This window comes from Pseudoclavibacter endophyticus, assembly GCF_008831085.1.
GTDB classification, from domain to species: Bacteria; Actinomycetota; Actinomycetes; order Actinomycetales; family Microbacteriaceae; genus Pseudoclavibacter; species Pseudoclavibacter endophyticus.
Genome location: NZ_WBJY01000004.1, coordinates 223,956 through 237,600 on the forward strand (window position 1 = coordinate 223,956; position 13,645 = coordinate 237,600).

A 13,645-nucleotide genomic window follows, 5' to 3' on the forward strand; every position below is an offset into this window, starting at 1 on the left:
GGTCGCGATCGCGCGCCCGGACCCCCTCGGGCAGCCGCCATGACTGAAGACGAAGGGACACCCCTGTGACGCAAGAGGCTGAAGCGCCGCACCACCACGTGGCGCCGCAGCACGCCGCCGTGCCCAAGAAGTCGGGCGCCGGCTCGCGAATCGGCCGGGCGCTGCTCGGCATCGTCGGAGTGCTGTGCCTCGTGCTCGGCGTCATCGTGCTCGGCGGGCTCGTCCTCGCCCCCAACCAGACGGCATCCGTGCTCGGTGACATGAAGGTGGGCGCCCAGTCCGCCGTGCAAGACGCGAGCGGCCGCGCCCCCGAGGTCCAGCTCGGCGAGACCGGGCCTGTCAGCCTGCTCGACGTCTGCGACGGCCTGTTCTACGGCATGGCCTCGTATGAGGACGTCAACCAGATCATTCCCGTCTACGCGGCCCACAACAACTGCGGCGGCGACGTCGTCCTCGCCTGGGATGTCGGCGATCGCATCCAGATCGAGGGCGATGGCCGCTCCGGGCTGTTCGAGGTCGTCGACGTGCGCATCACCCCCAAGACGTGGGCGACGACCTCCGACCTGATCGGCCTCGGCGGCGAGTTCGCACTGCAGTCGTGCTACTACGGCATCAACGAGATGCGGTTCCTCGGTCTGGAGCCCGTGACCGACCCGAGCGCGCCGCCGGCGACGGCGCCCGCCACCGGCGCGCCCATCGAGGTGCCCGAGCACGCCCCGCCGCCCGACTACGAGCCGGAACCCACGAACCCCGGCCTCGGCGGCTAGCGCGCCCTGCCCCACCGCGCGGCCGCGTGCATCCCCCGCACCGCGTGCATGCGCACCCCGCCGCGTGCATGCACCCCGGCCGCGTGCATGCACTCCCGCCGCGTGTATTCTGAGTGCACCAAATGCGTGACTCGCCGCGCATTTCTCCGGCCTGTGGCGCCACGTGCACTCGATTCGCCAACAGCGGTCAGCGGCATTGGGGTTCGGCGCGAGCGGTTGACGGTTCACGGCGTGCCGCGCTCTGCCGCCCGCCGCGTGCATTCTGAGTGCACCAGATGCGCGACACGCCGTGCATTTCGCCGACCCGTGGCGTCAGGTGCACCCGTTTCGCAAGCAACGGTCAGCAGCGCGGCCCGGCGGCACGATTCCCGTATGACGTTGCGTGACCGGCCATGACGCCTGTGACGTAACCCAGTAGACCTCGGACCGGCCGAGCGAGCACGCTGAGAGATGGCGCAAGTCGCCGCCGACCACGCACCCGAGGAGCGCACGTATGACCCTGTCGTCCGGCCACGATGCCCCGCCGAAGCTCGACCGTGCGCAGTTCGGGCGCGAGTGGGAGGAGTGGCACCGGGGGCGCGAGCGCAGCCTCGTCAGCCCGGCCGGCTTCCTCGCCATCACGGGCCTGTACTGGCTCGGTGACGAGCCGATCACGCTCGACGGTGCGCCGGGCGCCTGGACATCGCGGGATGACGTCGTGCGCGTGGACTTGGCCGACGGTGAGCGACTCGAGCTCCACGGCGAGGCGATCACCGGTCATCGCGAGTTCGAGCCGGTGCCCGAGCGCGGCGGATTCGTCGTCACGTTCCCGGGCGGGCGCATCGAGATCGCGAAGCGCGGCGGCCGCGACATCGCGCGGCCGCGCCGCGACGACGCCGCGTTCCTCCGCGACTACTCCGGCACGCCGACGTATCTGCCGAACCCCCGCTGGCGCGCCGACGCGACCTACCTGCCCTTCGACGAGCCGCGGCCCACCGAGGTCGGCGCCGCGATCGACGGCATCACGCACGTGTACGACGCGCCGGGCGAGCTCGAGTTCACCCTGCGCGGCGAGACCTTCCGCCTCACCGCGTTCCCCGGCTTCGCCGACGGCCAACTGCTCGTGCTGTTCACCGACGCGACGAGTGGCCTCACGACCTATCCGGCGGTCCGCTCGCTCGTCGTCCCGGCCCCCGATGCCGACGGCCGCACCGTGCTCGACTTCAACCGCGCAAGCAACCTGCCCTGCGCCTACACCGACTTCGCGACCTGCCCCCTGCCGCCGGCCGGAAACCGCCTCCCCGTCGGCATCGAGGCCGGTGAGAAGACGCCGCTCGAGCGCGTACGCGGGATCGCGGTCGACACCGGCCTCGTGCTCGAACGTGCGACCCACCGCGAGGGCGGGGCGCCTGGCGGGGGTGCGCACGCGGCATGAGATTCCAACTGCTCGACATCATCCCCTACCGTGCCGACCCGGCCACGGGCCACCAGGTCTCGCCGGCCGATCGCCTCGACCAGGTCATCGAGACCGCGAGGCGCGCCGAGCGGCTCGGCTTCGACGCGTTCAGCGTCGGCGAACGCCACGCGGGCGCATTCCTCTCGTCGTCACCGACCGCCGTGCTGGCCGCCATCGCGGCCGTGACCACGCGCATCCGTCTGCACACCGGGGTCACGGTGCTCTCGGTACTCGACCCGGTGCGCGTCGCCGAGGACTTCGCCACCATCGACCAGCTGTCGCGCGGCCGGCTCGAGCTGACCATCGGCAAGGGCAATGAGGTGGCGCAGTTTCCCCTCTTCGGACTCGAGATCGACGACCAGTGGGAGCTGCTCGCCGAGAAGTACGAGCTGCTGCGGCTGCTGTGGCGCGAGGAGCACGTGGACTGGCCCGGTGGCGAGTTCACGCGAGTGCTGCGCGACACCACGACCGTGCCGCGCCCGTACGCGGGACCGCCGCGCGTGTGGCACGGCTCGGCCACGACGCTCTTCTCGGCCGCCGTCGCGGCCCGACACGGCGACCCCGTCTTCAGCGCCAACGCGATCCAGCCCCTGCAGAACTATGGCGTGCTGATCGACCACTACCGCTCGGAGTACGCGCGCCACGGCCACGACCCCCGCTTCGCGTTCGTCGGCGCCGGGTCCGGAGCCGGCGGCGTCTTCATCGCCGACACGGAACGGCAGGCCATCGACGAGTACGGCCCCACCTACGAGGGCCTCGTCGCCGCGACGAACGTGCCGGGCAACAACACGATCTACCGCGACATCCGTCACGCGATCGCGGACGGTCCCATGCTCGTCGGTACCGCCGAGCAGGTCGCCGAGAAGATCGCGCGGTTCCACGCGCGCCTCGGCCACGACCTGCAGTCGATCAGCCTGCCGACGACCGTGCCGTTCGAGCGCCAGCTCGAGATCCTCGAGCGCTTCGCGACCGACGTCATCCCGCTGCTGCGGCGAGAGTTCCCCACCACATTGTGGGGGGAGGGCGACCCGCACGCCGATCGCGCCGAGGCGTGGGGCGGTGCGCCGGATGCGCTGGTCGCGTCGGGAACCGAAGCCGGGTCCGGCGCGACCGCGGTGCCCGTCGCCGTCTCGACGTAGCACGTAACTGCCCCAGTGACGCCGCCGGAGCGTCCGCACGGCACAGCACGCAGCATCCAGGAAAGGACCACGATGCCCCGCAAGCTCACACTCGGCCTCGCGCTCGAGGGCGCCGGCTGGCACCCGTCCGCATGGCGCGAGCCAAGCGCCCGCCCTGACGAACTCTTCACGCCCGGGTACTGGGTCGAGCGGGTCCGCGACGCCGAGGCCGCGGGGGCCGACTACGTCACCATCGAGGACTCGCTCGCCCTGCAGGGCGCGAGCGCCCACGTCAGCGAGGCCCGCACCGACGAGGTGCGAGGCCGGCTCGACGCGCTCCTCATCGCCGCCAGGGTCGCGCCGGCGACCGAGCGCATCGGGCTCGTGCCGACCGTCACGACGACGCACACCGAGCCGTTCCACGTGTCGAAGGGCATCGCGACGCTCGATTTCGTGAGCGACGGCCGCGCGGGCTGGCAGCCGAAGTTGTCGATCAACGCCGCCGAGGCCGCGAATTTCGGGCGCCGCGAGTGGCCCGAGCTCGTGTTCGATCGCGACGACCCGGCGCTGCGGGCATTCGTCGCCGAGCTCTTCGACGAGGCTGACGACGCCGTGGAGGTCGTGCGCCGACTCTGGGACAGCTGGGAGGACGACGCCGAGATCCGTGACGTCGCGACCGACCGCTTCCTCGACGCCGACAAACTGCACACGATCGACTTCGAGGGTCGCTTTTTCAGCGTGCGCGGGCCGTCGATCACGCCGCGGTCGCCGCAGGGGCAGCCCGTCGTCGCGGTGCTCGCGCACCAGCAGCGTCCGTACGAATTCGCGGCGAGCCAGGCCGATGTCGTCTTCACCACTCCCCTCGACGCCGATAGTGGCACGCAGGTGCTCCGCGACGTCGCGGCGGCGGCGGAGCGCGTTGGCCGCGGCGAGCGCGCAGGCACCCCGGGGGCCGCCGGTGAGGCGCTGCACGTCGTGGCGGATCTTGTCGTGCTGCTGGATGCCGCGGGCGCGTCGGGTGCCGACCGTCTCGCGCGCCTCGACTCGCGCGGGCGCGCCCTCACGAGCGACGCCCGCGTCGTGACCGGCTCGGCCGCGCGGGTCGCCGACGAGATCGCCGCGCTCGCGGAGGCCGGCTACGACGGGGTCCGGCTGCGTCCGGGCGTGCTGACCGACGACGTGCCCGCGATCGGCGAGACCCTCGTGCCCGAGCTTCGCCGCCGGGGACTCGTGCCCGAAACGCCCGCCGGGGGCAGCCTCCGCGCTCGGTTCGGGCTCGCGACCGACGTGCCGAGCCGGTACGCGCGCGAGACCGCCGGCGCCGCCACCACACCCACCGCATCCACGAACGCGTGAACGGAGTAACCATGAGCACGACGCCACGCAAGCGCATGATCCTCGCTACGGCGATTATCGGCGTCAACGAGCACACGCTCTGGGAGCACCCCGACGCCGGGAGCCAGACCGCGTTCTCGAGCTTCAGGCACGTTGCCCAGACCGCGGAGCGGGGCATGTTCGACTACTTCTTCCTCGCCGAGGGCCTCGCGATTCGTGAGCGGGCACGGCGCCCGTTCGACCACGACATCGCCGGCCGGCCCGACACGCTCCCGGTGCTCGCCGCGCTCGCAGCCGTGACGGAGCACATCGGCCTCGTCGGTACCCTCAACGCCACGTTCAACGAGCCGTACGAGCTCGCGCGCCAACTCGCCACGCTCGACCATCTGTCGGGGGGACGGGCCGGCTGGAACGTCGTGACCTCGTTCGACGCGTTCACGGGCCAGAACTTCCGCCGCGGCGGGTTCCTGCCGCACTCGCAGCGGTATGAGCGTGCCGAGGAGATGGTCGCCACGGTGCAGAAGCTGTGGGACTCCTGGGCCGACGACGACCTCGTCGCCGACAAGGATTCGGGCGTGTTCGTGCGCGACGCAAACGCCGGCGCCTACGAACACCACAGCAGCCAGTTCGACATCCGCGGCCAGTTCACCGTGCCGCGGAGTCCGCAGGGGCGGCCCGTCATCGTGCAGGCCGGCGTCTCGCCGCGCGGCCGCGACTTCGCCGCGTCGAGCGCCGACGTGATCTTCTCGCCATTCCTGAAGCTGGAGCAGGCGCAGCCGTTCCACGCCGACATGAACGCGCGCGCCGTCGCGCACGGCCGCGGCGAGGGTGCGCTCAAGATTCTTCCGTCCGCGAACTTCGCGATCGGCGACACGGAGGCCGAGGCGCGTGACAAGGCGCGACACATCATCGAGCAGCAGCTGAGCCCGCGCGCGATCCAGGTGCGTTTCGAGCAGGTGTGGAACCGCGACCTGTCGGGCTACGACCTCGACGGCCCCGTGCCCGAGATCGAAGCCGAGACGTCGCCGGATGCCCCGCAGATCATCCAGGGCCGGGCGCTCATCCACTCCGATCGCGCCGCGACCGTGCGCGAGTGGCAGCAGTTGGCACGCGAGAAGAACCTAACGCTGCGACAGCTCGCGCACGAGGTGATCGCAACACCCCTCGACTTCGTGGGCACGCCGTCACAGGTCGCGGAGCGCATGGACGACTTCGTGCAGGCGAATGGGTCGGACGGTTTCGTGGTGAGCCCCGAGGTCGTGCCAGCCGGGATCGACGAGTTCGTCGACCGGGTGATCCCGATCCTGCAGGAGCGCGGCGCCGTGCGCACCGAGTACGAGGGCACGACCCTGCGCGACAACCTGGGCCTGCAGGTGCCGGCGCGGGTGCCGGCCCGGGCTCGCTGAACCGGCGCGAGCGGGTGGGGGATCTCAGTCCGCGAGCAGATGGCGAAGGAAGCGGCCGGGGGAGTCGAGGAAGTTGCGGTGCAGCTGCACGACCTCGAGGTCGTCCCACACGGTCTCACGGATGCCCCAATCGCCGAGCTCGAGGATCGTCGCCCCCGGGAGGGCGGCGAGAACGGGGGAGTGGGTGGCGCAGATGACCTGGGTTCCGCGTGCGCGCATGCGGTCGAGCGCCGCGAGCCACCGCAGCGTCGATGAGAACGACAGGGCGGCCTCGGGCTCGTCGAGGCAGACGAGGCCCGCCACGTACCGCTCGTGGTTGAGCTTGTCATCGAGGAGCGCGTTGAACATCTCGCCGTGGCTCCGCTCGTGCAGCGGCCGGCCCGGTCCGGGCAGATCGTCTGCGTAGCTGGCGTAGCCGTGCATGGTCTCGGCGCGCAGGAAGAATCCGAAGCGTGGGGCGCGCGGCGAGCGGTCGACGCGCAGCCACTCCCCGAGCGGCGAGACGGCGCGGCGAGTCGTCACCCCGCCGTTCGTGCTTCCGCCCTCGACCGGCAGGCCGGCGGCCTCGGCGATGCCTTCGATGAGCGTCGACTTGCCTGAGCCGTTCTCGCCGACGAGGAACGTGACGCCCTCGCTGAACTCGAAGCCCTCGCCGGTGTCGGGGTCGGCGCGTCTGAGGACCTCCGCCACCGAGGGCACAGTCGCCGGCCAGCGTCGTCGGTCGACCGGTGCATCCCGAAACGTGTACAGCCGCTGAATCGGCCTCGGATCGTTCAACCAGGCCTCGGCATCGCTCATGCGGCGAGGGTACCGAGGCAGCGTGGCCAGCGGGCGAGCGCTCGGGCGCGTTGAACGCTGCGTGTTCGAAGGCGGGTGCTCCATGGGGTCGGCTCGGGCTCCGTGAGCGCGCATGCCACGCTGCAGAACTCGGCCGAGTCGCGGCACACCGGGTCTTGACACGGGCCGGCCGCCGTGAGCTAATAAAGGAACACATTAATTAAGGAACGGGCGAAATGGCGGCTTCGGACCCCCTCAGCCTCGTGTTCGCCGCACTCGCGGACCCGACACGGCGCGCGATCCTCACGAGGCTTGCGAAGGGGCCGGCGACGGTCGGTGAAGTCGCCGAACCGTTCGACGTGAGCGCGCCCGCTATTTCGCAGCATCTGAAGGTGCTCGAGCGTGCGGGACTCGTGACCCGCACGGCGCAGGCGCAGTGGCGAACGCTCACGATGCAGGCCGAACCCCTCGACGAGGCGTCGGCGTGGGTTGAGCAGCAGCGCCGCCAGTGGAATCTGCGCTTCGACGCACTTGCGGCGCACCTCGAAACCATGAAGCACGCATCACAACCGCAGCATCCCGAGAGGAACGAACCATGAACACGACAGGCACGACCGAAACCGAGACCCCGGAGTTCACGATCACTCGCACGTTCGACGCGCCCCGCGACCTCGTGTGGCAAGCGTGGACGGACGAGGCCGAGATGGCGCAGTGGCTGCACCCGTTCGGCGTCTCGACCGATGGCGTCTCGCAGGACCTGGCCGTCGGCGGCCGCTACCGCTACACGATGACGAACACGGAGACGGGCGAGACGTTCCCGACGGGAGGTGAGTACCTCGAGATCGAGCCGAAGACGCGGCTCGTGTTCACCTGGGGCGACCCGGATGCCCCGGCTGCCGACGCCCCGGTCATCACCCTGACCTTCACCGAACTGGGCGCGCAGACCGAACTGGTCTTCCACCTGAGCGGCATCGACGGAAAGCCCGGCGATGGATGGGTCTACGACGGCTGGGACGAGGCGCTCACGAACTTCGGCAGGCACCTCGCCGGCGAGTCGCTGGGGTAGCGGTCGTGTCGATCCGACTGCACAACGTCGGAATCGTCGTCGAAGACCTGACGGCGGTCACCGAGTTCTTCACCCACCTCGGCCTCGAACTCGAGGGCCGTGCCATGACCGAGGGGGAGTGGGCCGGGCGCGTGACCGGCCTCGGTCGGCAGCGAGTCGAGGTCGCCATGATGCGCACCCCGGATGGTCACGGGCGCCTCGAACTCTCGCGCTTCATCGAACCCGAGATCGTCGCCGACAACCGGAGGGCCCCGGTGAACGCGCTCGGGTATCTGCGCGTCATGTTCGAGGTCGACGACCTCGACGACGTGCTCGAGCGGGCGACCGCACGCGGCGCCGAACTCGTGAGCGACGGGGTCGTGCAGTTCGAGCACGTTTACCGGCTCTGTTATGTCCGCGGCCCGGAGGGAATCCTCATCGGGCTGGCACAGAGCACGCGGGAGCCTGCGTCGTCGTCGACGGAGTGAACGCCCGACTCAGACCGCCTGCGGCGAGGCCGTGCTGCTCGATCACCCCGAACACGGGTGCGAGCGCGCGTCCCGTCCAGAGCGTCAGTCGTGCTTCGCCAGCAGCTTCTCGATCAGCAACACCAGCAGTTGCTTCTCGATGTCGGTGAGCGCGTTGAACCACTCGCGTTCGAAGGCGAGGTGCTCGGTGTAGCTCTGGCGGATCTTGGCCTCGCCGAGCGGCGTCAGCTCCACCGTCACGGAGCGTGCGTCGTCGGTCGAGGCCTCCTTCGTCACGAGCCCGTCGTCGACGCTGCGCTTGAGGGCCGCCGAGACGGTCGCGCGGCTCATGTTCGTCATGGCCGTGACCCGGTGCGACGGCAGGGGGCCCATAACCCACAGCGTGATGCAGATGCGGTACGAGGCGTGCGACCACCCGGCGGGCTTGTACACCTCGCGGTGCGAGTCGTCGAGCATCGTCTGCCCGAGGCGCCGCGCGAGCAGGCTGAGCTTCGGCGTCAACGGGTCGACTTCGATGCCCTCCTCGATGGCCTTCACGGCGACGAGATCGGCGAAGGTCGGGAACTGCTGGCCGAGCCCGCCGGGCCCGACCTCAGTGATCGCGTCGCTCACGGCTTGGCCTGTTCACCCGCCGGCACGAATCGCGTGACGGTCACGAGTTCGGTGAACGCGTCGATGCCCGGCTTTCCGCCCTCGCGTCCGATGCCGCTCTGTTTCGCGCCCCCGAACGGCACGGCAGGGCTCGGCATGCCGAGCCCGTTGACCCATACCATGCCCGATTCGATGCCCGGCACCACCTTGGCGAGGAAGGCGTCGTCGCGTGACCACACGGTCGCCCCGAGCCCGAACGGGGTCGCATTCGCCAGCTCGATCACCTCTGCGGCGGTCGCGAACGGGATCACCGGCAGCACCGGCCCGAACTGCTCCTCGTCGACGACGGCCATGCCGCTCCGGGCGCCCGCCACGATCGTGGGGTGGGCGACGAACGCGGTCGCTTTTGTGCGCTCGCCGGCGAACGCGAGCTCGGCATCCGCGCTCGCCTCCGTGATCAGCCGATCGATCGTGTCGAACTGCGCTTCGGTCGTGAGCACCGGCACGGTCGCGTCGGGGTCGAAGGGATGCCCGACTCGCGCCGACGAGGCCAGCTCGACGAGGCGCGCGGTCACCTCGTCGGCGATCGACTCGTGGGCGTACACGCGCTTTGCGGCGACGCACGCCTGCCCGCTCGAACCGAACGCGCTGCGGTAGATGAGCGGCACGACCTCGTCGAGGTCGGCGCCCGGCCCCACGATGGCGGGGTCGTTGCCGCCGAGCTCGAGCTGTACGCGCGTGAGATTGGCGGCGGCCGAGCGCATGATCGCCTTGCCGACCGGCACACTGCCCGTGAACGACACGATCGCCACGTCGGGTGACGATGAGAGCGCCGGCCCGGAAGCGTCATCGCCTGCCACGAGATTCACCCATCCGGCGGGCACGACCTCGGCGATCGCCTCGGCGAGTCGCATGAGCGACAGCGGCGTGGCGGGCGATGGCTTGCCGACGAGCGTGTTGCCGGTCGCGAGCGCCGCGCCGATCTTGTTGGCCATCATGAGCACCGGCATGTTGAACGGCGTGATGGCGGCGACGACGCCGAGCGGGCGGCGCACGAGCTCGGTGGTGTGCGTGCCCGTGCTCGCGAGCACCTCCGTCTCGGGCGTGACGCCCGCCCAGTAGCGGAATGAACCGGCGACGGCTCCGGCCTCCATGGTCGCGGAGCGGAGCAGCTTACCGTTCTCGAACGCGATGATCGCGGCCAGCTCGTCGGCGATCGCCTCGGCGCGGTCGGCCATTGCGAGCAGCACCTCGGCGCGCCGCTCGGCCGAGCCGAGCCCGCTCGGGTCGTCCTTGCCGGCCCGGAAGGCGGCGGCCGCCGCCGTGACGGCCTCGAGCATCCCGTCGGCATCGACGGCGCGGTAGTCGACCGAGCGCGCGCGGTCCCACGGAGCCGTGACACGAGCTGCGACGGTGCCCTCGACGAGCGCGCCATCAATGAGGTGGGCGCTCCGCTCCGCGACTGCGGCGGCGAGCCGGTGAGCGCCCTCGGGGGAGAAGAGCTCGGCGGCCCCGGCCGGCGCGGGTGCCGTGCCTGCGGAGCCGGGCTTGGGGGAGGCGGTGCCGGTCATGGGAGCGATCCTTCCAGTTTGGTCACGAAGTGCTCAGCCATGGCGAGCACCGTGAGGTGGGTGTTCGCGCTCGCGACCGTCGGCATCGACGAGGCGTCGATGACGCGCAGCCCCTCCACGCCGTAGACGCGGCAGTCGGCGTCGAGCACGGCGCCCTCCGAGCCCTCGGCACCCATGGGTGCGGTGCCGCTGAGGTGCATCGTGTCTTTCACGGTGGCGACGATCTCGTCGTCGGTTTGCGGCATATTGGGCTCGCCCGTCATGATCGCGGCGAACGCCTCGTGGTCCATGAGCGAGCGCGCCCGTTGCAGGCCGTCGCGCATGCGGTCGAGATCGGCCTGCGACGAGAGGAAGTCGAGCTCGAAGTGCGGCTCCACGTGCGGGTCGGCCGACCGCAGCGACATGGTGCCGCGCGACGCGGGCGACTGCAGCGACACGGCGATGCCGGCGGTCTCGCGCCCGAACCAGTAGTTGTGGTTGGTCGCGAGCAGCATCATGTCGGCCTGGCGGCCGAGGCCCGACGTGTAACGCACAACGATGTTCGTCGGGCGGTTGCCGACCGACGTCTGCGCGGTCGGAACGACCGGCACCTCGACGAACGTGACGGCGTGGTCCTGCGCGCCCCTCGCGACCGGCAGGTCGACGCGCACCTCGATGCCGTGGGGGGTGAGCTCGTCGCGCGGTCCGATGCCCGAGCGAAGGAGGATGGCCGGCGAGAAGGTCGAACCGGCGCACAACACGACCTCGCGCCCCGCCTCGAGCTCGCGCCCGTCGTCGAGCACGACGCCGACGGCGCGGTCGCCGCGGAACAATACCCGGTCGACGAGCGTGTCGCCGACGATCGTCAGGCCCGGGCGCTCGCGCGCGGGCTCGAGGTACGAGTGGTTCGTCGACACGCGAAGCCCGTCCCGGATGTTCATGGCCGTCGGCGAGATGCCCTCCGATCCCGGCGCGTTGTGATCGGGGTGCCATGCGTAGCCCGCGGCGAGCGCGGCGTCGCGCATCGCGAGGTCGACTCCGCCCCACCCCGACTCGGGCTCGCGGTACACGGGGGTCGGCCCGCCGGTGCCGTGATACGGCTTATCGCCGAAGTCGTGGTCGTCCTCGATGCGGCAGAAGGCCTCGAGCATGGGGCCGGGGCCCCAGCCGGTGGCGCCGAGGCGTTCCCACTCACGAAAGTCATCCTCGACACCGCGGATCGCGTAGAGCCCGTTGATGGTGGAGCTGCCGCCGAGCCCGCGGCCGCGGCGGTACTGGAACGGCTCCTGCCCTCGGGCACGGCGAGCGGTCGTTTCATGCCAGTAGAACTCAGGGTTCAGGTAGTTCTTGGGCGCCTCAAGCGCGAGGCCGAGCCCCTTCGTGCGGTCGAGGAACTCCTTCGGCGTGTCTGCCGTGCGGAAGTCGGGCCCCGCCTCGATCAGCAGCACGGAGATGGCGGGGTTCTCCGTGAGCCGCCCCGCGATGAGCGCCCCCGCAGATCCTGCGCCGACCACGATGTAGTCCCATTCGGCCATATGCACCGGCTCCCTTGCCCGTCGGAGATGCTCTGTGCTGCGGGCCGGCGCGCGGGGCGCGGCCTCGCAGCAAATGCTGGAGTGTCGGCCTCATCGCCCGACGCTCACATCGTGACCAACTCACCCGATTTTGTCAATTGATATGTCAATTCAGCAGCGAATTATGCAGAGTCGGGCCGCGCGTCGCGGCGGGGCTCGAGGCGTGGCGCCGGCCTCAAATGGCTCGACATCGACGTACTTCGGCGAGAAAACACCGACGAAGTCGGACGATCGTCCAGCGATGCCACGGGTACGGATGCGAGACCGGAGGCATCGAGGCGTCAATCCACGTCCCCCGTTTTGTTGCGCACTTGACAAAATTTGTCGGGGCAGACACGCTGTTCCGCGAGACCGGTTCGCAGACGAATCGGCCCCCCTCCGAGCGTTCATCCCGATTGGATCTGCAATGAAGCACTCCCGAACTGCCAAGCGCGTCGCCGTCACCGGCGTCGCCATGACCAGCATCGCCCTGCTCGCCGCCTGCGGCAGCGGCGGCGGCGCACCCGCCGCCGACGGCGAGCTTGACCTGTCGCCTCTCCAGATCTCGGCCGAGCAGGAAGCCGAGCTCACCGCGCTCTACGACGCGGCGATGGAGTCGGGCAACAACGAGATCACGGTCTACGCGGGCCATCACGACGAGTTCCGTGAGATCTACACCCAGTTCGAGGAGCGCTTCCCCGGCCTCACGATCGTGCCCGAGACCCTCGTCGGGGCCGAGCTCCAGACCGCCCTTGAAGCCGAGCGCGACACGGGCCAGCACAATGTCGACGTCATCTCGAACCCGAACGCCGACCGGTACGCCGAGCAGGGATTCTCGGAGGAGTTCAAGCCGGCGACCTACGTGTCGCCCGAGTGGGCCGATGGGCGCATCGCACAAGACCAGTTCGAAGACCCAGCCGGCTTCTACCACTCGCCGTGGGCGCTGCTGTTCTCGTCGGGCTACAACACCGAGACGATGGACGAAGCCGACCTTCCGGCGAACTGGCCCGACTTCGCCGACCCGAAGTACGCCGACCAGGTCACGTTCATGACGCCGTCGACACCGGGCGGCATGCAGACGGTGCTCTCGATCCTGCTGCAGAGCGACCTTGTCGACGAGGACTGGCTGCGCACCGTCGCGGCGCAGTCGCGCATCGTGGCTCAGGACCAGCTGGCGCTCCAGTCGGTGAGCTCTGGTGAGTACGGAATCGACCTCACCTCGGCCGCAACGAGCATCCGGAAGGCCGTCAACGACGGTGCTCCGGTCGATCTGCACATGCTCGAGAACCCCGTCGTCGCGACCGAGAAGTGGATGCTCGCGGCGAACGCGCCGAGCTCGGACGGCGGCAAGCTGTTCCTCAGCTACCTGTTCACCTATGAGGCGCAGGAGCAGGCCCTCGTGACCGGGAACTTCCCGCTCAACCAGCACGAGGACCTCGAGTCGCCCTACGGCTGGCCCGCCATCGAGGAGATCGACTTCGTGCACCTGCCGTCGCAGTCGACGATGCGCGAAGAGATCGACAACAACCAGGACCTGTTCCAGGAGATCACGGCCTCCTAGCGACGGCCTCCTGCGACGG

13 protein-coding genes are annotated in these 13,645 nt (G+C 70.2%); 9 read left to right on the plus strand and 4 right to left on the minus strand.

All coding sequences use genetic code 11. The features are described 5' to 3' along the window. The first annotated feature begins 65 nt into the window (after window positions 1–65). The 5 genes from F8O04_RS13985 (at window position 66) to F8O04_RS14005 (ending at window position 6,061) form a co-directional block, all read left to right on the plus strand. Window positions 66–767: a hypothetical protein gene (locus F8O04_RS13985; RefSeq protein WP_158030003.1), complete on the plus strand. Its 702-nt coding sequence runs from the start codon at window positions 66–68 to the stop codon at window positions 765–767. Window positions 768–1,260: 493 nt separating this feature from the next. After that, a complete protein-coding gene (locus F8O04_RS13990) occupies window positions 1,261–2,181 on the plus strand; it encodes a DUF1684 domain-containing protein (protein ID WP_158030004.1) in 921 nt (306 codons plus the stop codon). Further along, window positions 2,178–3,341 (plus strand): LLM class flavin-dependent oxidoreductase, encoded by a 1,164-nt coding sequence (locus F8O04_RS13995; RefSeq protein WP_158030005.1) that lies wholly within the window; start codon window positions 2,178–2,180, stop codon window positions 3,339–3,341. The genes F8O04_RS13990 and F8O04_RS13995 overlap by 4 nt, the downstream gene beginning before the upstream one ends. Before the next feature lie 72 nt (window positions 3,342–3,413). Then, complete coding sequence (locus F8O04_RS14000; protein ID WP_158030006.1) at window positions 3,414–4,676, plus strand: LLM class flavin-dependent oxidoreductase; 1,263 nt, start codon at window positions 3,414–3,416, stop codon at window positions 4,674–4,676. Window positions 4,677–4,687: 11 nt separating this feature from the next. Further along, entirely contained in the window at window positions 4,688–6,061 is a 1,374-nt protein-coding gene (locus F8O04_RS14005; protein ID WP_158030007.1) for an NtaA/DmoA family FMN-dependent monooxygenase, read from the plus strand. A 24-nt stretch (window positions 6,062–6,085) separates the two neighbouring features. On the opposite strand, the gene F8O04_RS14010 is transcribed toward F8O04_RS14005, so the two are convergent. Next, window positions 6,086–6,859 carry an AAA family ATPase gene (locus F8O04_RS14010; protein ID WP_158030008.1) on the minus strand — a complete coding sequence of 258 codons (774 nt, stop codon included), beginning with the start codon at window positions 6,857–6,859 and terminating at the stop codon, window positions 6,086–6,088. Window positions 6,860–7,074: 215 nt separating this feature from the next. Between F8O04_RS14010 and F8O04_RS14015 the strand changes: the two genes are divergently transcribed. The 3 genes from F8O04_RS14015 to F8O04_RS14025 are packed head-to-tail and all read left to right on the plus strand — an operon-like array spanning window position 7,075 to window position 8,371. Next, on the plus strand, window positions 7,075–7,437 hold the full coding sequence (locus tag F8O04_RS14015) for an ArsR/SmtB family transcription factor (protein ID WP_158030009.1): 363 nt from the start codon (window positions 7,075–7,077) through the stop codon (window positions 7,435–7,437). Further along, window positions 7,434–7,904, plus strand: coding sequence for an SRPBCC family protein (locus F8O04_RS14020; protein WP_158030010.1), 471 nt, complete (start codon window positions 7,434–7,436; stop codon window positions 7,902–7,904). Before F8O04_RS14015 ends, F8O04_RS14020 begins: the two co-directional genes overlap by 4 nt. 5 nt (window positions 7,905–7,909) lie before the next feature. Beyond that, window positions 7,910–8,371, plus strand: coding sequence for a VOC family protein (locus F8O04_RS14025; RefSeq protein WP_225735097.1), 462 nt, complete (start codon window positions 7,910–7,912; stop codon window positions 8,369–8,371). An 84-nt stretch (window positions 8,372–8,455) separates the two neighbouring features. On the opposite strand, the gene F8O04_RS14030 is transcribed toward F8O04_RS14025, so the two are convergent. The 3 genes from F8O04_RS14030 to F8O04_RS14040 are packed head-to-tail and all read right to left on the minus strand — an operon-like array spanning window position 8,456 to window position 12,047. After that, on the minus strand, window positions 8,456–8,983 hold the full coding sequence (locus F8O04_RS14030; protein ID WP_158030012.1) for a MarR family winged helix-turn-helix transcriptional regulator: 528 nt from the start codon (window positions 8,981–8,983) through the stop codon (window positions 8,456–8,458). After that, on the minus strand, window positions 8,980–10,533 hold the full coding sequence (locus F8O04_RS14035) for an aldehyde dehydrogenase family protein (protein WP_158030013.1): 1,554 nt from the start codon (window positions 10,531–10,533) through the stop codon (window positions 8,980–8,982). The genes F8O04_RS14030 and F8O04_RS14035 overlap by 4 nt, the downstream gene beginning before the upstream one ends. Next, window positions 10,530–12,047 (minus strand): GMC family oxidoreductase, encoded by a 1,518-nt coding sequence (locus F8O04_RS14040; protein WP_158030014.1) that lies wholly within the window; start codon window positions 12,045–12,047, stop codon window positions 10,530–10,532. The genes F8O04_RS14035 and F8O04_RS14040 overlap by 4 nt, the downstream gene beginning before the upstream one ends. A 445-nt stretch (window positions 12,048–12,492) precedes the next feature. Here F8O04_RS14040 and F8O04_RS14045 point away from each other — a divergent pair, with 445 nt between their 5' ends. Then, window positions 12,493–13,626 carry an ABC transporter substrate-binding protein gene (locus tag F8O04_RS14045; RefSeq protein WP_188726495.1) on the plus strand — a complete coding sequence of 378 codons (1,134 nt, stop codon included), beginning with the start codon at window positions 12,493–12,495 and terminating at the stop codon, window positions 13,624–13,626. Window positions 13,627–13,645: the final 19 nt, after the last annotated feature.

What these genes read in the sequence shown, in the direction of transcription:
- F8O04_RS14005 (WP_158030007.1), top strand. Translation starts at nt 4,688, where the DNA reads ATGAGCACGACGCCACGCAAGCGCATGATCCTCGCTACGGCGATTATC.
- F8O04_RS14015 (WP_158030009.1), top strand. Translation starts at nt 7,075, where the DNA reads ATGGCGGCTTCGGACCCCCTCAGCCTCGTGTTCGCCGCACTCGCGGAC.
- F8O04_RS14000 (WP_158030006.1), top strand. Translation starts at nt 3,414, where the DNA reads ATGCCCCGCAAGCTCACACTCGGCCTCGCGCTCGAGGGCGCCGGCTGG.
- F8O04_RS13990 (WP_158030004.1), top strand. Translation starts at nt 1,261, where the DNA reads ATGACCCTGTCGTCCGGCCACGATGCCCCGCCGAAGCTCGACCGTGCG.
- F8O04_RS14045 (WP_188726495.1), top strand. Translation starts at nt 12,493, where the DNA reads ATGAAGCACTCCCGAACTGCCAAGCGCGTCGCCGTCACCGGCGTCGCC.
- F8O04_RS14040 (WP_158030014.1), bottom strand. Translation starts at nt 12,047, where the DNA reads ATGGCCGAATGGGACTACATCGTGGTCGGCGCAGGATCTGCGGGGGCG.
- F8O04_RS14020 (WP_158030010.1), top strand. Translation starts at nt 7,434, where the DNA reads ATGAACACGACAGGCACGACCGAAACCGAGACCCCGGAGTTCACGATC.
- F8O04_RS14010 (WP_158030008.1), bottom strand. Translation starts at nt 6,859, where the DNA reads ATGAGCGATGCCGAGGCCTGGTTGAACGATCCGAGGCCGATTCAGCGG.
- F8O04_RS14035 (WP_158030013.1), bottom strand. Translation starts at nt 10,533, where the DNA reads ATGACCGGCACCGCCTCCCCCAAGCCCGGCTCCGCAGGCACGGCACCC.
- F8O04_RS13995 (WP_158030005.1), top strand. Translation starts at nt 2,178, where the DNA reads ATGAGATTCCAACTGCTCGACATCATCCCCTACCGTGCCGACCCGGCC.